Origin of the sequence: Pandoraea captiosa (assembly GCF_902459775.1) — a bacterium.
Lineage (GTDB): Bacteria > Pseudomonadota > Gammaproteobacteria > Burkholderiales > Burkholderiaceae > Pandoraea > Pandoraea captiosa.
In genome coordinates, this window is the sequence record NZ_CABPSQ010000002.1 from 68937 (window position 1) to 89238 (window position 20302).

Sequence of the window (20302 nt, forward strand, 5' to 3'; positions counted from 1 at the left end):
GCGGGCGGCTGTGTCTGTCAGACAGCTAGACGGGATGCGTCAGGCTGCCTTTTCCTTCTTTTTGGTACCGAGCATGCGGTTGATGGACCATTGCTGCGCGATCGACAACGTGTTGTTGACCACGTAGTACAGCACCAGACCGGACGGCAGGAAGAGGAACATGACCGAGAAGATCAGCGGCATGAACATCATCATCTTGGCCTGCATCGGATCCGGCGGCGTCGGGTTCAGCTTGGTCTGGATGAACATCGACACGGCCATGAGCACCGGCAGGATGTAATACGGATCCTGCGTCGAGAGGTCATGAATCCAGCCCAGCCACGGCGCACCGCGCATTTCCACCGACGAGAGCAGCACCCAGTACAGCGCAATGAACACCGGAATCTGAATCACGATCGGGATACAGCCACCGAACGGATTGACCTTCTCGGTCTTGTACAGCTCCATGAGCGCGGCGTTCATCTTCTGCGGATCGCTCTTGTAGCGTTCGCGAAGCGCCTGCATGCGCGGCGTGATTTCCTTCATGCGCGCCATCGACTTGTAGCTTGCGGCCGACAGCGGGAAGAACACCAGCTTGATGATCACGGTCACGGCGATGATCGCCCAGCCCCAGTTGCCGATCAGCGCGTGCAGCTTCGAGAGCAGCCAGAACAGCGGCTTGGCCAGGATCGTGAAGTAACCGTAGTCCTTCGTCAGCTCCAGGCCCGGCGCGATCTGTTCGAGCACGTGCTCTTCCTGCGGGCCGGCGAACAGACGCGCATCGACCGTCTCGCTGCCGTTCGCGGGAATGCTCGCGAGCGGTTCCTTCACGCCGACACGGTACAGGCCGTTGTCCAGCTTGCCGATGTAGTTGTCGCGCGTGGCGCCTTCCTTCGGAATCCAGGCCGTGGCGAAGTAATGCTGCACCATGCCGATCCAGCCGTCGCTCGACTGCTTGACGTACTTCGCCTTGTCCTTGTCGATGTCGCTGAACGTGATCTTCTGGAACTTCTCGTCGCTGCTGTAGACCGTCGGACCCGTGAACGTGTGCGAGAACTTCGCGCCGCTGATTTCACGACCGTCGCGCACCAGTTCCATGTACAGCGTGGGCTTGATGGGGGCGTCGGTCTTGTTGACGATCGTGTTCGACACGTCGATCACGTAGCTGCCGCGATGGAATGTGTAAGCACGCACCAACTGCAGACCGCCCTTGACCGGCGATTCGAACTTCACGGTCAGCGTGTCGCCCGTCATCGTGGTCGGGCCCGGCACTTGCGTGAAGATGTCGTTGTGGTTCGGGAAATCCCCGCCGATCAGGCCCGTACGGGCGAAGTACTGATGGCTCGGCGTGTTGTCGAACAGCACGACGTGCTTGTCGGCTTCCTCGGCATCCGGCCACTTCGTGAGCGCGAGGAACGACAGCGTGCCGCCTTGCGTGCTGATGTCGGCTTCGTAGACGTCGGTCGTAATGCGGACCTTCTGCGCGGTGGCGGCGGCAGGCGCGTTACCCGGGGCGCTGCCCGCTGCCGCAGCGGCGTTGGCGGATTGCGGCAGGTCGTTGGCCGGCGTCTGGTTGTTGCCCGTGGCGGCCGGGGCGGAAGCCTCGGGCGTCGGGAAGAACAGCGACGAATGGCCATTGGCGCGTTGCCAGTTGTCGAAAAGCATCACGACAGACAGCGCGAAAATGACCCAGAGTACGGTGCGTTTGATGTCCATGCGGTAACTCGTGGTGGACGAAACTCAGGAATGGCCCGGCGCGCGGCGCGTAACTGCCGATGCGGCCGCGGGCCCGGACGAGACCGCCCGCTTGGCTCGCGACGCGTCGCTTCCGGCGGCCTTGTCGGCGCCATCGGCGTTTTGATCGGGAGCGTTACAGACGTGTCGAGCCGGCGGTACGGGATCGAAACCGCCGGGGTGAAACGGATGACAGCGGCATAGACGCCTGGCCGCGAGATAAGTGCCGTAACCGGCACCATGCTCGATGATGGCCTCGCGTGCGTAGTCGGAGCAGCTCGGATGAAAGCGGCAACGGTTCCCCAGCCAGGGACTGATCACCAGCTTGTAACCGCGCAGGAGCAACAACAGCACGCTTCGCATCTCGATTCCGCCTGTCAGTCCGGCCGAGGTGGCCGGGTGGGCGGCGCATGCCCGGGGTCGGGCGCTACCGTATGGGGACTAACTACCTTCCGTCTTGGCGTCGTGCGCGCGGCGCTTGCGGGCGGCCTTCTCGGCTGCGTCGAAGAGCTGCGCGAACTCGGTCTGGCACAGTGTGTTCAGCACTGGCGCGGCCGCTGCCGTATACGTCCCCTTGTCGAAACGCCGGGTCAGTCGCAGTACGAAGTCCCAGCCGGCGAGCGCCGCACGACGCTGGCGGAACGTCTCGCGAGCCTGACGCTTGATCAGATTGCGAGTGACCGCACGCGGTGCATGCTTCTTACCGACGACAATGCCGATGCGGCCTTCTTGAGGCGTGGCATCGGCAGGGGTGTCCGGCGCGTTGTCGCGCCAGCGCATATACAGCACGAAGTGCGCGGTACGACGCAGGGGGCGCAAACTAAAAACGGATGAAAACTCATCCGTTTTGAGAAGTCGTGCGGCTTTGGGAAACCCCAGCGCCGGGACTTCGCGCCTTGCGGACTTAACGCGCAAACCGCGGTACGACCGAGAACCGCGTTTAGACGGCCAGGCGCTTACGGCCCTTGGCGCGACGAGCGGCGATGACCTTGCGGCCGCCACGGGTCTTCATGCGAACCAGGAAGCCATGGGTGCGCTTGCGGCGCGTCACGGAAGGCTGAAAAGTACGTTTCATGATGCACTCACTGTGTGAAAAAATTCCCGCGCAGCAGCATCGTGAAACGCCACAAGGACACCGTGAAAACCTGCAAATTCAAGGACTTTCACGCGCGGCCCAGCCGTCGGGAGTTGGATAGGAATCCGGTTATCTTTCTAACGAACCCGCTATTTAATCGGCTTTTCCGTTGTGTGTCAATAGGTTAGCCATCGCGTCCAATGCACTCGTGCGCGATCGGTGTCGCCGTTGTCGCGGATCCGCCACTGGCGTGCCCCGGGGCCGTGGATAATGGCGGAAATTGGCGGAATCTTCACTTTTTGCCAGTGGATAATTGGGACAACGTGAAGATATTCACGCCGTCGCGGCAAATCGTCGTAATTGCTGGGCATTTGCGCAGCCATCGCGCGACGTCAGGCGGGTTAACGCGGCGCGGCCGCCCGGAGATCCGTGTGCTGTGGGCATTCCTGTGGATAACTCGCTTTGCCGACGCTTTGGCGGTAAAATCCCCCATCAATTTTTTTCCCAGCAGAGTACCGGTGACGTCGCCATGTGGATAGCGCGCCGGGTCTTGTCGTCTGCGCGCGCCGGAGGAGCCGGCTGCACGCGCGAGACCAGGCCCGAGCGCTGCGCCGTGGTTCGTCGGGTGCCGGACGTCTGCAATGCGCCGCTGGTCCGACCAGGTCGCGGCCGGTAGCCCGTCCCAGTGCTAAGGGAGAACGGGACTGCCGGCTTGGTTTGGCGCGTTCTGCCCCCATATCTGATGTAACGGATAGTGGACGGTGAACGCGTTGGACGATGACGTCGGATGGGCCCCGCGCCACCTGGACACACGCTGCATGAACGACTTCTGGCAACACTGCGCGACTCGTCTCGAACAAGAGCTGACGCCCCAGCAATTCCGCACCTGGATCAAACCGCTGGCGCCGCTCGACTTCGACGAACAGGCGCGCACGCTCAAGATTGGCGCACCCAACCGCTTCAAGCTGGATTGGGTGAAGAGCCAGTTCTCCGGGCGTATCCAGAGTATGGCGGCCGACTATTGGAATGCCCCGATCGAAGTGACGTTCGTTCTCGATCCGAAGGCCGGTCTGCGCGTGCCCTCTTCCACCCCGGCGCCTGCACCGAGTGCTGCGCCCGCGCCCGTGCCGACGAGTGTCGCGCGTACGAACCCGACAGCTGCCGCCGCGCATGCCGCAGTGGCTGGGGGGGCGAACGGAGCTAATGGTGCCAACGGTGCGAACGCCGGTGGCCATGCGGCAGACGCGGCATCTCTCGATGGCGAGCGTCCCGATCTGGAAGCGAGCGAAGCCGAGGCGGTACGCCGCAATTGGCGTGTCACGCCGCAGGAGCCGGTGCAGGTCGGCGAAGTCGAGTCGATTTACGAGCGCTCGAAGCTCAACCCGGTGCTGACCTTCGACAATTTCGTGACGGGTAAATCGAACCAGTTGGCCCGCGCGGCGGCGATTCAGGTCGCGAACAACCCGGGTACGTCGTATAACCCGCTGTTCCTGTATGGCGGCGTTGGCCTGGGCAAGACGCACTTGATTCACGCCATCGGCAACCAGTTGCTCGCCGAGAAGCAGAATCCGCGTATTCGGTACATCCACGCCGAGCAGTACGTGTCCGACGTGGTGAAGGCCTACCAGCGCAAGGCATTCGACGAATTCAAGCGTTACTACCATTCGCTCGATCTGCTGCTGATCGACGATATTCAGTTCTTCTCGGGCAAGAGCCGTACGCAGGAAGAATTCTTCTACGCGTTCGAGGCGCTGATCGCCAACCGGGCGCAGGTGATCATCACGAGCGACACGTATCCGAAGGAAATCACGGGCATCGACGACCGACTGATTTCCCGTTTCGATTCGGGGCTCACGGTGGCTATCGAGCCGCCCGAGCTCGAAATGCGCGTGGCCATCCTGATCAAGAAGGCGCAGGCCGAAGGCGTGGGGCTGTCGGAGGACGTGGCGTTCTTCGTCGGCAAGCATCTTCGCTCGAACGTGCGCGAACTGGAAGGGGCGCTGCGCAAGATCCTGGCGTACTCGAAGTTCCATGGTCGCGAGATCACCATCGAACTGACGAAGGAAGCGCTGAAAGATCTGTTGACGGTTCAGAATCGTCAGATTTCCGTCGAAAACATTCAAAAGACGGTCGCCGATTTTTACAATATCAAGGTCGCCGACATGTATTCGAAAAAGCGGCCTGCCAATATTGCACGGCCGCGGCAGATTGCGATGTATCTGGCGAAGGAACTGACGCAGAAGAGCTTGCCGGAAATCGGCGAATTGTTTGGCGGACGCGACCATACGACCGTGCTGCACGCGGTACGCAAGATTGCGGAAGAGCGAGGCAAGGACGCGCAGCTCAACCACGAGTTGCACGTGCTGGAGCAAACGCTCAAGGGGTAACGCCTGATGCACAGGGCGGACACGCGGGGTGCCGGGCGGGGTTGCCTGGGTCCCTGTGGATAAGCTGGGTGCGGTTTGGGGGAAACCGGTGTTTTCGGGCACAATAGCGGATCGGCGCACAATGCGTCCCCGGCTCGTCCACAGCGTTTTCCGCCCTGTTATCCCGACTGCAAGCGATTGATTGATAAGGGAATATTCGGGTTTTCAGCAGAAACTGGCACCCGTTAACAGTTACTACGAAGGATAAATATGCAATTGGTCAAAACTCAACGAGACAATCTGCTGCGGCCGCTGCAAATTGTGAGTGGCATCGTCGAGCGTCGCCACACGTTGCCGATTCTGGCCAATTTGCTCATTCGCAAGCACGGACAGGACATTTCCTTCCTGTCGACCGACCTCGAGTTGCAGATCACGACCACCGCTGACTGCGGTGCCGGCGCCGATGATGTGGCGACGACCGTGGCGGCTCGCAAGCTGCTCGACATTCTGCGCAACATGCCGGACGCCGAAGTGGCGCTTTCGCTCTCGGACAAGCGTCTGACGGTGCAGGCGGGCAAGAGCCGCTTCCAGTTGCAGACGTTGGCTGCGGAAGATTTCCCGACGGTGGCGGAAGCCAACGACTACGCTGCGAGCTTCGCGTTGCCGCAGCGTGCGTTCCGTCAACTGCTGGGCATGGTGCACTTCGCGATGGCGCAGCAGGACATCCGTTACTACCTGAACGGCATGCTGCTCGTGGTCGAGGGCGAGAAGATCGAAGCCGTGGCCACGGACGGTCACCGACTGGCGTATTGCAACACCACGATTGCCGGCGAGAAGTTTGCGCGTCAGGAAGTCATCATTCCGCGCAAGACGATTCTCGAGTTGCAGCGTCTGCTCGAAGACATCGACGATCCGGTGCAGATCGACGTGGCGCCGAGCCAGGTCAAGTTCCGTTTCGCGAACGTCGAACTGGTGTCGAAGCTGGTCGAGGGCAAATTCCCCGACTTCAACCGTGTGATCCCGAAGGGTTACAGCAAGAGCTTCGTGATCAGCCGTGAAGAGCTGCATCGCTCGCTGCAACGTGCGGCGATCGTCACGTCGGACAAGTTCAAGGGTGTGCGTTTCCTGGTGAGCGAAAACCAGTTGAAGATCAGCGCGAACAACACCGAAAACGAAGAAGCGCAGGAAGAAATCGAGATCGATTACACGGGCGAGTCGGTGGATATCGGCTTTAACGTGACCTATCTGCTCGACGTGTTGTCGAACCTGAAGGTCGAGCAAGTGAAGGTGAGTCTGGGCGACGCCAATTCGAGCGCCCTGATCACCCTGCCGGACAACGACGAGTTCAAGTACGTCGTCATGCCGATGCGCATTTGAGCGGATATTCCGCCGTACGCGCCGTCACACATGCGCGAAGGGGCCGAGCGCCCCTTTGGCGTTTCTAGAGAATTATCCTTTTGCGGGATAAGTGGCCTTCGGAGCGCCAAAAGCGCGCGGGGGGCGGCAAGTCATGAAGCAGTAATTCGTCAGAAATGACGCAGTAACCGGAAGATTGTCATGAGCGAACAGCAAAAGCAGGCCGAAAGCGGCTATGGTGCAGCCTCCATTCAGATCCTCGAGGGTCTGGAGGCTGTGCGCAAGCGTCCCGGCATGTACATTGGCGACACGTCGGACGGCACGGGTCTGCATCACCTGGTATTCGAGGTGCTGGACAACTCGATCGACGAGGCTCTGGCAGGTTACTGCGACGACATCCACGTGATCATTCACGCGGACAATTCCATCTCCGTGACGGACAACGGTCGCGGCATTCCCACGGGCATCAAGTTCGACGACAAGCACGAGCCGAAGCGCAGCGCTGCGGAAATCGTGATGACCGAACTGCACGCCGGCGGCAAGTTCGACCAGAACAGCTACAAGGTTTCGGGCGGCCTGCACGGCGTGGGCGTTTCGTGCGTGAACGCGCTGTCGTCGTATCTGAAACTGACCGTGCGTCGCGACGGCAAGAAGCACTTCATGGAATTCCACCGTGGCGTGCCGCAAAACCGTGAGATCGATGTGGTCGACGGCGTCGAGACGTCGCCGCTCAAGGTGGTGGGCGACACGGACAAGCGCGGCACCGAAGTGCACTTCCTGGCCGACGAAACGATCTTCGGCAAGGTCGAATTCCATTACGACATCCTCGCCAAGCGTATGCGCGAGCTGTCCTTCCTGAACAACGGCGTTCGCATTCGTCTGACGGATCTGCGCACTGGCAAGGAAGACGATTTCGCGTTCGGCGGTGGCGTGAAGGGCTTCGTCGAGTTCATCAACAAGTCGAAGACGGTGCTGCACCCGACCGTTTTCCACGTGATGGGCGAGCGTGACGGCATCGGCGTGGAAGTCGCCATGCAGTGGAACGACAGCTACAACGAGTCGGTGCTGTGCTTCACGAACAACATTCCGCAGCGTGACGGCGGCACTCACCTGACCGGGTTGCGTGCGGCGATGACGCGCGTGATCAACAAGTACATCTCCGAGAGCGAGATCGCCAAGAAGGCGAAGGTCGAGACGACCGGTGACGACATGCGCGAGGGATTGACCTGCGTGTTGTCGGTGAAGGTGCCCGAGCCGAAGTTCTCGTCGCAGACGAAGGACAAGCTGGTGTCCTCCGAAGTGCGTGCGCCGGTGGAAGAGTACGTGGCGAAGGCGCTTGAAGACTTCCTGCAAGAGACGCCGATCGACGCGAAGATCATTTGCTCGAAGATCGTGGAAGCGGCGCGCGCGCGCGACGCGGCACGCAAGGCACGTGAAATGACGCGTCGCAAGGGCGTGCTCGACGGCGTTGGTCTGCCGGGCAAGCTGGCGGACTGCCAGGAGAAGGATCCGGCGCTGTGCGAAATTTACGTGGTCGAGGGCGACTCGGCAGGCGGTTCGGCGAAGCAGGGTCGTGACCGTAAGTTCCAGGCGATCCTGCCGCTGCGCGGCAAGGTGCTCAACGTTGAAAAGGCACGTTTCGACAAGCTGATTTCGAGCGAGCAGATCGTGACGCTGATTACTGCGCTGGGTTGCGGTATCGGCAAGGACGACTACAACATCGACAAGCTGCGTTACCACCGCATCATCATCATGACCGATGCTGACGTGGACGGCGCGCACATCCGCACGCTGCTGCTGACGTTCCTGTACCGTCAGGTGCCGGAACTGATCGAGCGCGGCTATGTGTACATTGCGCAACCGCCGCTGTACAAGGTCAAGCACAACAAGGACGAGCGTTACATCAAGGACGAGAGCGAGCTGGCGCAGTACATGCTCAAGCTTGCACTGAACAATGCCGAGCTGACGCCGACGACCGGTGCCGCGCCCATTTCGGGCGATGCGCTGGGTGAGCTGACGCGCAGCTATCAGTTGTCGGACGGTGTGATCGAGCGTCTGAGCCGCGTGTACGAGGCGTCGGTGCTGACGGCCGTGACCGAAGGTGTGGACATCGACCTGAGCAGCGAGGAAGCGGCGCAGCGCTCGGCGCAGGCGTTGGAAGCGGCGTTGAGCAACGACCCGCTGGCGCCGGAGATCACGATCCGGGCGGTGACGGAAGAGGTCGAGAACGCCGATCCGGTGGTGTCGCTGCGTGTCGAGCGACGCCATCACGGCAACGTGAAGGTGAGCGTGATCGATCCGGACTTCCTGCAGACGGCGGACTATGCGCAGTTGCAGAAGACGGCGGAAACGTTCAAGGGTCTAATTGGCGAAGGGGCGACGATCAAGCGCGGCGAGCGCTCGCAATCGGTGACGAACTTCAAGTCGGCGATGAAGTGGCTGATGGCCGATGCCGAGAGCAAGGTCTCGAAGCAGCGCTATAAGGGTCTGGGCGAGATGAACGCCGAGCAGCTCTGGGAAACGACGATGGACCCGACGGTGCGCCGCCTGCTGCGCGTCCAGATCGAAGACGCGATCGCCGCAGACGGCATCTTCACAACGCTCATGGGCGACGACGTCGAACCGCGCCGCGCGTTTATCGAGAGCAATGCGTTGCGGGCTGGGAATATTGATGTTTGAGTTTGTAGGATCCCATTGGAGTTTAGATTTTTCCCAAAAAATTTAGATTTCATAAAACAAAACCCAGCCGACAGCGGTTGGGTTTTGTTTATTGATCGCAGATGGTTGACCATGTGACGACTGGCTTCTTTGCGGCGGCGCGCCCAGGATGGCATCGAGATTGTAGTTCGGTCATGTCAGAGCCTCACCCAACCAACCGGGAAAGCTGTGGATCGTTGCGCATCAACAAGCACCAACGAGCGACTGCCGATAGTTCAGCCGTTGGACATGTCATTTCGCGTACGCGCGCACGGACCTCAGTCAACTTCGCCTTGGCCGCCGGGTTATTGCCTGCACCACAACGGGCTTTGGCCATCGCAAAGTCGTCGATCAATCGGTCCACCTGTTGCCACACCTTGCGGCGAGCTTCTGCCAACGGTGCGTGCTCATTGAGTTTGAGCCGCTTTACCGTCTCGATGACACGCTCCTGCTCCCAAGGGGAGGAACCCGGCATGGGAATGACCTTACCTTCCTCGTCAAAAGCGATCAGCGCAACGTCATCGTCATCAATCGGGTCAAGCAGATAGCGCGTTTCGGATTCCTCACAGGGCGCGGCGTAGGTGGAGCACAGAGAGCCATCTTTGAGTGGAAACCAGCCCCCCTTCTTGCGGTTTCCGACATTGCCGCACACGCGGAAATTCATATAGTCGAAAGCCAGCCACCAGTAGCCGTCGCGCAGACTGGCATCCAGTGCCTTGGCTTCTTTCTTGGGACGAAAGTGTTCCACGTCGTAGTGCGAGTACAGCTCGCGCACTTCTGAGAACCAGCATTTGCCCGCAGACAACGCCAACAGCCATTCCTTCAAAGCACCCCAGTGAGTGCTGTTGGCGTCAATCAGTGCATTGCGTTCATCACGTTTTCCCGCCGCTTCGAGGGCAGCCAAATTGGCGACCAGTTGGGCGGACTTCGCCAGCCAGGCATCCCACTGCGCTTGCGTCCATGGCACCCAATTCGGGATGTCGGTATCGGTAGGCCGCTTGTGCTCCAGGTCGATCCAGATCACTGGCCATCCTCCTCTCGCAAGATTTCGTCGATGATGGAATCGGCAATCGCATCTTGTTCGGCCTGCTCCTCGGGCGTGAGCACGGGTTTGCGGAAGCGGCGGTGTTGCGCCATCTTTCGCACGAACAGCGCGTAATCCGGGTCGCGGAAGTCAGCCGTCGAAAAGCCGAGATCGGACAACTCGGCTGACAGACGGCTCAACTCAGCATCCTCCTCCGGAGTGCGCGGTGATTTCACAAAAAGTTCATTTCGGCGGAACAAGCGCCGCTCGGTTTCGATGTCGAGTGTGGACGAGAGGCCAAACAGCTCACTTTTAAGTAGCCCGGTCACGCCCATGCCCTGCGGATGTTCGTCGGGTACATCCACCACTGTGCGGCCACCATCGCGGCGAAGGATGTGCACTTGCTCTCGCTTGAGACTGCCCACCATCATCGGGTCGTGAGTGGTGATGAGGATTTGAGATTGCCCTGCGGATGTATCAAAAGCACTGCTATCAAACGCACCGCTGTCGAACCCACCGACATAACTATCACCCAATACGCCTTCGATATCGTCGAAGTAGCGCAGCTTCCAAATCGGGTTGAGGTGGGTGTCCGGTTCGTCGAGCAGGAACAGGCAATGGTCTTCGCGGGTGATGCGCATCAGGCCCAGCACGGTGAGCATTTGCAGCTCACCTTCGGAGAGCTGGGTGAAGCTCACCTTGCCGCCATGCTCATCGCGCTTCTTAACGGTGATGCGCACCTCGTCGATCAGGTCGCCAATGTAGGCGCCCTCGGCGTAGCGGAAGAAGCTATCGGTGCCGCCGACCAGTCCGCCCAACTCCTTGAGTTTTTCCTGGCTGGGGACGAACAAGTAAAGCTGCTTCTGTTTTTCGCTGCGACCACGGAAGTCGATTTGCTTTGTGGCTTCTTGCTCAATCGGCGCCCAAGCCACCTGCCACAGTTTGTCGAGAAACTCGCTCACCACGTTGCCACGTGCATACCAGAAACGTGGGTCACCTTCGTTGAGTTCTTGTTCGTCAAACTTGCCGTTACGACGCTTTTCACGCAGACGGTGCGGTTCTTTTAACACAAACAAAGCCGACTCCAGCGACTCGATGTGCAGGTTTTTTAGTACCTTTTTGAATACCGGGTCGTCGGACAATAAACATGCCAGCAGCACTAACTGGCTATGCCCGCCGCGGCAGTAGAACAGTCGGCGCAGGCGGTCGTCGCCCGCTTGCTTCAGCCGCGCATCGCGGCGGCGTTTGGCATCTTCGACGGCACGAATATCCGCCTCGGATCCGGTAAAGTTTTCCAGCAACTGCTCGGAAAGTACTTCGTCCGTGGTGATTTCCTGGCGCTGGTTGAAACGGCGCTGATGCTCCTGAAACAACACCTCAATGCGTTCATTGCGCCCGGAGTAGTAAGCAAAGATATGTGTTGGCAGTAAGCGAGGGCCGCGACGATGATCAGGCGATTCTTTGCCTGGCGTGTCGTTTTTGGTCAGGTACTCTTGGCTAACACGGTCACCATCCACCCATACATAAGGACGCTTCTGCTTGGAGGTATCCGCCTCAATGCGCACAGCGTGTCCGCGAATACTGTATTCCAGCGTGTAGTCGAACGCCGCCTCGCGGTCCAGATCCACATCGCGAAAAATGGTGATCAGCGCCTCGATCAGATTAGATTTTCCAGTGCCGTTCTGGCCGATTAGCGCATGACTGCGGATGGGCCTGGGCTGTGCATCAGCATGCGCACTCGCCGGGCCTTGCAAGTGCGTCTCGAAAGCGATGTCGAGACCACGCAGATTGCGAAAGGACGGGATACGGATACGAAGCAGTTGCATATCAGGCGCTCACCGTATCGGCCGGCTTTTCTCGCATTTCGGCGGGAGCCGGTTCCAGAATCCAACCGCGGGCTACCTCGGCTTTCAGTTGCGCGTAAAAGGCATCGATCTCGCCGCCGAAGCGCTGCCACAAATCCTTGGCGCTTATTTCGCCGTTGTGACGAGCCAGGATAGTGGCCAGCGGCGCCTGGGCTTTGATGTCGGGCGTGGTGCCCAGCCGCAGCGGCGCGATCAATTCAGTTTGTGGGGCTTTCATAGGTTCCTCTTCTTGTTCGATGTCGATGCCGGTTAGGCTGGCCACTGCACTGGCAGCAAGACTGGCTGCAATGCGCCGCTTTCGAGAAAGCTGATCTGCGTAGCGGTCGCACATGCGGAAAAGCGCATCGACGATGGCAACAATTTGATCTTGCTCTGCCTTGGGTGGTACCGGAACAACGAGATCCTCAACGCCACCTACTCGCAGATGCTTGACCGTCATACCAATCGCGGCTTCGATAATTCGTGTTTGAAAGCTCGGGCTCTGGATGACATATAGAAGAAAACGATTACTGAACAGTTCAGGAAAAAGTCGGATCAGCATTGAGCGCTGTCCGAGGCACACCTTTTCTCCATCAGGGACAATCGCTGCCTCACCCATTGGAGCTTCACGTGTGAAGAAGATGTCGCCACCCTTTGGGGGCATACGCCTCGCCCAATAGGCATACGTCTCTTCTGAAATCTTCCGTGTGCTGGATAAATCCATCCGCCCGTTACGAATGTCAGTAGTTCGAATGAGGTGAATTCCTTCGTTGACATATGGCGCCGTTTTATTGTGGCAATCAACAACTGCTTGTGAGACCTGAAGCAGTGACGCCCATGCCCAGTGTTCGGGCAAAGAACCTTCAGGAATGCGCACTTGCTGAGTACGCAGTTTCTTTAACATCGCCAAGGCTTCTTTTTTCTCCTGCCCTTCCGACCTCTGCGACCATTCAATACGTTTCTCTGCAATAGCATCGAGCAAGTCGGCACCAGTAGCAGCATGGCGATGTTTAATGTTCAGCAATTCGCCACTAACAGCCAAGTCGAGAACCAAGCCCTTGAATGCCGCCACATCCTCCGGCGCATGAAACAGACAGCCGAAATTGTCGGCCAGGCGCGCCCAGGTGGTTTGCAGTTCGTGCGGGCTGATGGCACTAGCGACGGCTTGCAAAGCGGATTGGCGCAGGTTGTTTTGCAGTTTGCGCCGCTCTTGTTGTTGCATATCCAGCTTGTCGCACAAGGCCATCAGCTCATCGACTTTGGCAACGATGCGGGATTGTTCTTCCTTCGGTGGAATTGGCGTTGGTATTGGCCGCATGCCTCCAAGTGAAATATTTGCAATATTGGTGGTCTGACTTGCAGTGCCGCGCATCCGCGCCTGCATGTATGGACTGCGCAACACGAGATAGAGGTAATCAGGCTCAAGAACATGAGGACGCACCGCAGCGATAAATCCGCCAAACGTTGCGCGCTCTTTGACCTCTCTCACTAGAGCCACTTTTCCAACGAGCTCATAGCTGTTGGCCATTGAGATCATGGTGTCACCCTTTTGGACCCATTGATCTTCTCTGCCAACGAATTCTTCATCGACAAAAATTAAATCATCCCAATCAACCTCTGCCTGAACATTGCTGGTGCGTAGGCAAGCCACTGCGCCGGATGCTCGACTTGTCTGTTTCTTCGACGAAGGGAAAGTGACGCCTCGAACAATTTCACAGACGTTACCTAATCGTTCAAAGGCCCAGTTTGTCGGGAGCGTAAAGCTTAGCTCAGTGGCTTCAATGTCAGGCTGGGGCGTAGGTCTACGAAGCTTGCCAGCGTGAACCAGCTCTGCCCGAAAGCTTGAGATTTCGGCAAGCAGGTTTCGGGCGTCCGTAGCACTATCGGGTGTGGTGAGCAGCTCGCCTCTGATGGCCAACTCAAGAATCAACTCACGGAGTTTGCCAATACCCCCTGACGCATTCGCAATATGCCCAAATTCGGCCAAAAACTGCTGCGCATCCATCAGGCATCCTCACCGACAAAGTGATGCGCCAGTGCGGCGGCCAGTTCGCTTTTGAGCTGGTTTTCGGTTTCTTCAATCTCGCCCAGCAGCTTTTTGTACTTCTCCAGCAGCAGGTCCGGGTCGTGGGTTTCTTCTTCCGGCGCGTTGGGGTTTTTCAAATCGAGATTGAAGATGGGCCAGTACAGGCGATCTCCCGCCGCCTGCGCATCGCGTGCTTGCAGGCGTAGCGGTTCGGCTTGGGCGCGCAGGTCGGCAATCTGCGCTTCGATTTTTTCGCGGTAGGCTGCGTCGGTGCTGCCGACCAGGCTAGTGCGCAGGTCGCGAGCTTCGGCCTCCAGTGCAGCAGCCTGATTGTTCAGTTCTTCGGCGCGTTGCCAGTGCGGATGCGCAGCGGCTTCGCCCTGTTCACGCTTGGTTTTGAAATCCACCTTCCAGGCGAATTCATTTTCCACGCGATCGGCAAAGTCGTTGGCCTCGCTGCCCCACCATTCTTGCTCGAGTTTGAACTCTTCCAGCCGAATGGGTTTGGTTTTGGAATAGCTCTTGTAGCCCGGCGGATAGGGGTGCTCGTAAAACCAGATAGTGTCGGTGTGGAAGTGTTCGGTGCCGTCATCGACCATGCTGCCTTTGGTGAAGAAAAGCAGGTTGGTCTTGATGGTGGTGTAAGGCGCAAACACGCCTTTTGGCAGGCGAATGATGGTGTGGAGCTTGCAGTCGCGCAGCAGCAATTTTTTCAGCGTACCTTTGATGCCATCGCCAAACAGAAAACCATCGGGCAGCACCACGGCAGCACGGCCGTTTTCTTTCAGCAGCTTTTTGATGATGAGCGCCATGAACATGTCGGCGGTTTCGCGCGTACGCAAATCGGCCGGGTAATCGCTGCCGACACCATCGTCTTCATAACCACCAAACGGCGGGTTGGTGATGATGCAATCGACCTTGTCGTTGGCGCTCCATTCATTCCAGCCAATGCCCAGTGTGTTACGGTGCTCGATCTGGCTGGGCACGTCGATTCCATGCAGCAGCATGTTGGTAGTGCACAGCAGGTGGGGCAGTTGTTTCTTTTCGATGCCGTGGATCAGCCCTTCGATGGCACGCTTGTCTTCGGCGCTGGACTTCGTGGTGAGCTGGTTGCGGAAGTGGTCAATGGCGGCGGTCAAAAAGCCGCCGGTGCCGCAGGCCGGGTCCATCACGGTTTCGCGTTTGTCCAGCCGCGGGTTCACGCGGTCGGCCATGAAGGCGGTGATGGCGCGTGGGGTGTAGAACTCGCCAGCATTGCCTGCACCGCGCAGGTCATTGAGCATCTGCTCGTAGACATCGCCCAGACTGGCGCGGGTTTTGAAGTCGTGGAAGTTGATGGCTTCTTCCAGCTTTTCTATCACGGCCAGCATCTGCGGACCGGATTTCATATAGTTGTTGGCATCGCGGAATATTTCGCGGATGACCTTATGCTGGGGGCTGCGGTCCGCGTCGATCTGATCCTTGAGCGTGGGAAACAGTTCGTTATTGACGAAGCTGATCAATTCGCTGCCTGCGATCTGCGGCTTTTTCTTGCCGTCGGCATCGGCCTTGTAAGCCGCCCAGTTGCGCCAGCGGAAACGCTCTGGCAAGGGCGATTGATAGGCAGGATTATCGTCTTCCCATTCTTCCTCACGCTGATCGAACACTTTAAGAAAGAGCATCCAGGTGAGCTGGCCAAGGCGCTGGGCATCGCCGTCGACGCCGTCGTCCTTGCGCATGATGTCCTGGATGGATTTGATGGTGCTGCTAAGATTCATCTTGTGGTTCTCGATTTACGGGCTCAGGCCTGTTTCAGTTCATTCTGGTCGTAGAGCGCTTGTTCAAGCTCTTGCACGGCCTGGGTATATTGCTCGACGCTGCCGAAGATTCCGCGCCGGATCTGGGTTTTGCTGCCGAACTGGTCAAACGGCGGCAGTTCCAGTACCTTGGCGTCTTCGATGTCCTGCACGCCGTGGTCGGCGAACTTATCGAGCAGGGCTTCGAGCACGGCACGGGCCTGCTCGCCATATTTGCCAAACACATCGCGCTTCTTCACGTTGTTGGCGCGCTCGCGGCGGGTGAGCGGTTTTTGGTCGAAGGCAACATGGGCGACCAGATCAAACACATCCAGCTCGCTGCCGTTGGCCACAGCCTGTTGCAGGATTTCGATCGGCACACCTTGATCGGCGAGCTCTTCTAATACGGCCTGCTTGCGTTCAGCACTGTTCCACCGGCGCAGGAAGTCAGTCATGCTGCCGAACTCGGCCTGAAGCGCTTTCTTGATGTCGTCCTTCAAAAGAACGCGGTAATCCTCGGTGATGAGCTTGCCATCGGCATCGAGGTACTGCGAGCGCTCCACCGCCACGCGCACGTTGACATCGTCGATCACGTATTTGACGCGGCCTTCGCCGCCACCGCCTCCGCCCGTAATGTCGCCGGGTGGCGTGTCATCACCGCCATTCGGGCCAGGGCCATAGGGTGGGGGCTCGGGTTCGCTGATGCCAGGCGGGTTGGTGATGTCAGGCGGCACTACGGGTTCATCGGGCTTGGGCTCGTATATCACCACCGGTTCACCGTCGAAATCTGGGTCCGCGAACAGGCGTGTCGCACCCTTGAAATCCATGATGGTGAAGTACAGCTTTTGGTAGTCCTCGCGCAGACGGGTGCCACGGCCAATGATTTGCTTGAACTCAGTCATCGAGTTGATGTTTTGGTCCAGCACGATGAGTTTGCAGGTCTTGGCATCCACACCGGTGGTCAGCAGTTTGGAGGTGGTGGCGATGACGGGGTAAGGCTCGTCGTTGTCGATGAAGTAGGAAAGCTGCGCTTTGCCTTCGTTGTCGTCGCCCGTGATGCGCATGACGTAGCGGCGGTTGCTGGCAGCGGCCGGGATGAGCTTGACCAGCTCTTGCCGCATGCGTTCGGCGTGGTCCTGGTCATCACAAAACACGATGGTTTTGGCCATTGGGTCGGTGGTCTTGAGGTATTCCCATACTTTGCTGGCTACCAGTTTGGTGCGTTTTTCCAGCACCAGTGTGCGGTCAAAATCTTTCGTGTTGTATTGGCGCTGTTCCACTGCCTGGCCGAGTTTGTCGATCTTGTTTTTTTCGGGGGTGTAACCCACGGCATCGACATCAGTGGCGATTCGGATCACTTTGTAGGGTGCGAGGAAGCCGTCTTCGATACCTTGCTTCAGCGAGTAAGTGTAGATTGGGTCGCCAAAGTAGGTGATGTTGCTGACCTCCTTGGTTTCCTTCGGCGTAGCCGTCAGGCCCAAGTGTGTGGCGCTGCTGAAGTATTCGAGCACATCGCGCCAGGCTGAATCATCAGCGGCACTGCCACGGTGGCATTCATCAACAACGACGAGATCGAAGAAATCGGCCGGAAACTGCTTGTAAATTTGCTTCCATTCTTCCTTGCCGGTGACCGCCTGATAAAGGGCAAGATAGATCTCATAATTTTTCTTGATCTCGCGGTTGGAGACCTTGTGCATGACCTCGCCAAAGGGGGCGAAGTCTTGCTGCATGGTTTGATCGACCAGGATGTTGCGGTCGGCCAAAAACAAGATGCGTTTTTTCGCCTTGGCTTTCCACATACGCCAGATGATCTGGAATGCGGTGTAGGTTTTTCCGGTGCCGGTGGCCATGACCAGCAGCACGCGCTGCTGTCCTTTGGCGATGGCTTCGATGGCACGATTGATAGCGACGCGTTGGTAATAGCGTGGCTCCTTACCGCTGCCGTCGGTGTAGAAAGGTTGCTCAATTAGCTTAACGGCGGCAGGCTCAACAAGGCCTTTCCATTGCTGATAAAGCGGCCAAAGATCGTCCAGTGATGGAAACTCGCTGAGCGAGAGCTCGCGCTCGCTGGGCTGCGTCAGGCCAGTGCGGTCGTGTAGCAGGAAGCCGTCGCCATTACTGCTGATGGCAAAGGGGGCATCTACCATCTCGGCGTAGGCCAGTGCCTGCTGCATGCCGTGGCCGACCGAGAAGCGCGCTTGCTTGGCCTCGACTACTGCAATCGGTATGTTGGGCCGGGCGTACAAAACGAAGTCCGCGCGCTTAGGGCCACCTTTGGCATCGGGATTTTTAATGCGTGCCGCAAGTTTGCCGCGCACCATGACGCGCCCGTCCGTGAGATTTACTTCCTCGCGAAACTGATGCTGCTGCCAGCCCGCCCGCACAATAGCAGGCGTGATGAACTTGGTGCAGATATCGCGCTCACTGAGCTGGTACTTGTCCATTCATCCCCCTGATGTGTGGCGGTCGGTATCTAGCCTGTCGTGCGCATCCTCTTCGTCAGCTCCTCCCGCTCGCACCCATTCATCAACCTCGGAGAGCTGAAACTTCCACAGCCGACCTATCTTGTGCGCTGGCAAACCCTTGCGCTCCCGCCATCGATAAACGGTGTCTTTTACGACGCCCAGATGCTTAGCGACATCAATTGCTGTGACCCACGGTTCGGAATTCATGGCATTGGCTCTCTGGTTAAAGCCTCAAAGTCGTTCAAAATCGTTATCAGTCTACCAGAATGAGTTATAGTGGACTATCCCTGACTCCGGGTTGATAGTCCAGTGATATCGTTGGTTTGACCGGCCCTGGTGAATTTCCGCGAGGATCGGTGGGTGAGATGTGGGGCGATGCTGCACCAAATTGTCTGAGGAATCAATAAGTCGATTGCATATGATGATGACCCTGTGAGGCTTGTACTAGCTTATCCATTAATGGCAAAGGCTGAATGAAGAAGCGACTAAAAGATGTGATTGGCAGTCTGTTCAAGCCACTTCCAGGATCCAAACAGGCATTCGCCTTATCACGAATGGATGCTGAGCAGCTGCCCCCGATTACCCTCTGTGGCAGCTATTTCAATCACTGCCCCGGATCGCCCTCCAGCGGCCCTCGATGGATTCGAGCATCTTTTGCGGCTGAGCTTTGCAGACGTCGATTTTCTCAATCCCGATCTCTCGGCAAGAGCGAAAGACAAGCTCCCTCACGCATTCAAATCTACGCACGCGGAGCAGATACGCTGCTTTATTGATCAGTTGCCAGGGCATGTTTTGTCAGTCGTCGTGCACTGTGAGGGCGGGTTTTCACGGTCATGTGCCGTCGTACTGTGCCTTCATAAGCTTTACGGCTACGAAGTGGATCTGTCAGAGCTAGCGCAAGCGAACCCCTCAATAGTGAAGGTGCTCATGCAGCCCAGAGCTCGCAAAACGAAAAAGTGAAAGGCCTAAGCAGCGGTGCCGCTTAGGTTTTTACAGCTCAGGTCAACCTCGGATGTCTGATTTCTATTCGATTGCCTCCCCAAATTTGGCAAGAATGTCTGAAAAATGCCTTATTACAGCCGGCTTTGTCTGAATTTTGCCTGATTAACGTGGAATGATGACTTCTTCGAAATTCGCTATCGTTGATAGATGCAAATGCTGCGATAAATCACGCGACGGTTGCGAATATCGATTTGCTTGCTATACTACTTAAGTCTTTGATTTATAAGGGAAATTTTCCTTGATTTCCAATGCGAATAGCGGTATTCTTTTGTCCATTATTACCTAGTGGGAAAGGATATGGAGACAAGGATTAAAATGGGACCTGACGCGACCGTGCGCACAATTTGAGCATTGGTATGGTCGGTTGCCAATGAGTCCTTTTGCCGTGTACCTTCGCGAACTGCGCCGTCAGCGTGGCCTGAAACAAAGGGACGCTGCGGATCTGCTCGGTTACGAGCAGAGCTATCTCTCTGCGCTTGAGCGTGGCGCGAAAGGCCCACCTAAGCGGGATTTTATTGCTCGTCTGATTCGTGTCTTGGCACTAAACGATGCTGAGCAGACAGAGCTTGACGAGGCGCTACGCAAATCCAAGCGCCAGGTTTCTCTTCCCTGTACGGCTCCCGTCGAAGAATACGAATTGCTTCGTGAATTGGAGCCTCAACTCGGGCGGCTCCATCCAGTACAAATCAAAATGATTCGCCAAGTCCTGGCGCTTCCCCAAGTTTTTTTCATGACTGTACCCAAGGGGGGCATCGCCACAAATTCCTCTTGTGAAACGGAGGCGGCGATGACGTAAACGAAAAAAGCGAGCCCTTAAGGCCCGCCTTCCGGTACAGCAATCATTCTTCAACTCGCACCTGAAGTATCGGTTGCTCTCTCCAAGGCGTCAAGGCCTGATTCCCTTTCCATACTGATTTTTCGCGAGTTTTGAACTCTGCGAGGGTTCACTTTTGCCCGAA

14 protein-coding genes are annotated in these 20302 nt (G+C 57.8%); 4 read left to right on the forward strand and 10 right to left on the reverse strand.

The window, feature by feature from the left end; genetic code table 11:
• Positions 1 to 39: 39 nt before the first annotated feature.
• The 4 genes from yidC to rpmH form a co-directional block, all read right to left on the reverse strand.
• Complete coding sequence (gene yidC / locus PCA31118_RS05665; RefSeq protein WP_150623885.1) at positions 40 to 1695, reverse strand: membrane protein insertase YidC; 1656 nt, start codon at positions 1693 to 1695, stop codon at positions 40 to 42.
• Positions 1696 to 1719: 24 nt separating this feature from the next.
• On the reverse strand, positions 1720 to 2076 hold the full coding sequence (gene yidD / locus PCA31118_RS05670; protein WP_084070937.1) for a membrane protein insertion efficiency factor YidD: 357 nt from the start codon (positions 2074 to 2076) through the stop codon (positions 1720 to 1722).
• Positions 2077 to 2154: 78 nt separating this feature from the next.
• Positions 2155 to 2628 carry a ribonuclease P protein component gene (gene rnpA, locus PCA31118_RS05675; RefSeq protein WP_150623887.1) on the reverse strand — a complete coding sequence of 158 codons (474 nt, stop codon included), beginning with the start codon at positions 2626 to 2628 and terminating at the stop codon, positions 2155 to 2157.
• Positions 2629 to 2653: 25 nt separating this feature from the next.
• The gene (rpmH, locus tag PCA31118_RS05680) at positions 2654 to 2788 is read right to left on the reverse strand and encodes a 50S ribosomal protein L34 (protein WP_010806664.1); all 135 of its coding nucleotides are present in this window, start codon (positions 2786 to 2788) and stop codon (positions 2654 to 2656) included.
• Between the two features lie 818 nt (positions 2789 to 3606).
• On the opposite strand from rpmH, the gene dnaA reads away from it, so the two are divergent.
• The 3 genes from dnaA to gyrB all read left to right on the forward strand — a co-directional run bounded on the left by dnaA (position 3607) and on the right by gyrB (position 9189).
• Complete coding sequence (gene dnaA, locus PCA31118_RS05685) at positions 3607 to 5175, forward strand: chromosomal replication initiator protein DnaA (RefSeq protein WP_150623889.1); 1569 nt, start codon at positions 3607 to 3609, stop codon at positions 5173 to 5175.
• Positions 5176 to 5424: 249 nt separating this feature from the next.
• Positions 5425 to 6531: a DNA polymerase III subunit beta gene (dnaN, locus tag PCA31118_RS05690; RefSeq protein WP_150623903.1), complete on the forward strand. Its 1107-nt coding sequence runs from the start codon at positions 5425 to 5427 to the stop codon at positions 6529 to 6531.
• 180 nt (positions 6532 to 6711) lie between these two features.
• Positions 6712 to 9189, forward strand: coding sequence for a DNA topoisomerase (ATP-hydrolyzing) subunit B (gyrB, locus tag PCA31118_RS05695; protein ID WP_150623905.1), 2478 nt, complete (start codon positions 6712 to 6714; stop codon positions 9187 to 9189).
• Positions 9190 to 9373: 184 nt separating this feature from the next.
• Here gyrB and PCA31118_RS05700 read toward each other — a convergent pair whose 3' ends face one another.
• The 6 genes from PCA31118_RS05700 to PCA31118_RS05725 are packed head-to-tail and all read right to left on the reverse strand — an operon-like array spanning position 9374 to position 18548.
• Positions 9374 to 10231 (reverse strand): HNH endonuclease family protein, encoded by an 858-nt coding sequence (locus PCA31118_RS05700; RefSeq protein ID WP_150623907.1) that lies wholly within the window; start codon positions 10229 to 10231, stop codon positions 9374 to 9376.
• A complete protein-coding gene (locus PCA31118_RS05705; RefSeq protein ID WP_150623909.1) occupies positions 10228 to 12057 on the reverse strand; it encodes an AAA family ATPase in 1830 nt (609 codons plus the stop codon). Before PCA31118_RS05705 ends, PCA31118_RS05700 begins: the two co-directional genes overlap by 4 nt.
• A gap of 1 nt (position 12058) precedes the next feature.
• The gene (locus PCA31118_RS05710; RefSeq protein ID WP_150623911.1) at positions 12059 to 14080 is read right to left on the reverse strand and encodes a restriction endonuclease subunit S; all 2022 of its coding nucleotides are present in this window, start codon (positions 14078 to 14080) and stop codon (positions 12059 to 12061) included.
• Positions 14080 to 15858, reverse strand: coding sequence for a class I SAM-dependent DNA methyltransferase (locus tag PCA31118_RS05715; protein WP_150623913.1), 1779 nt, complete (start codon positions 15856 to 15858; stop codon positions 14080 to 14082). The genes PCA31118_RS05710 and PCA31118_RS05715 overlap by 1 nt, the downstream gene beginning before the upstream one ends.
• A 23-nt stretch (positions 15859 to 15881) precedes the next feature.
• Complete coding sequence (gene hsdR / locus PCA31118_RS05720; protein ID WP_150623915.1) at positions 15882 to 18320, reverse strand: EcoAI/FtnUII family type I restriction enzme subunit R; 2439 nt, start codon at positions 18318 to 18320, stop codon at positions 15882 to 15884.
• Entirely contained in the window at positions 18321 to 18548 is a 228-nt protein-coding gene (locus PCA31118_RS05725; protein ID WP_150623917.1) for a helix-turn-helix domain-containing protein, read from the reverse strand.
• Between the two features lie 1165 nt (positions 18549 to 19713).
• On the opposite strand from PCA31118_RS05725, the gene PCA31118_RS05735 reads away from it, so the two are divergent.
• Positions 19714 to 20139: a helix-turn-helix domain-containing protein gene (locus PCA31118_RS05735; protein WP_150623919.1), complete on the forward strand. Its 426-nt coding sequence runs from the start codon at positions 19714 to 19716 to the stop codon at positions 20137 to 20139.
• The last annotated feature ends 163 nt before the right edge of the window (positions 20140 to 20302 follow it).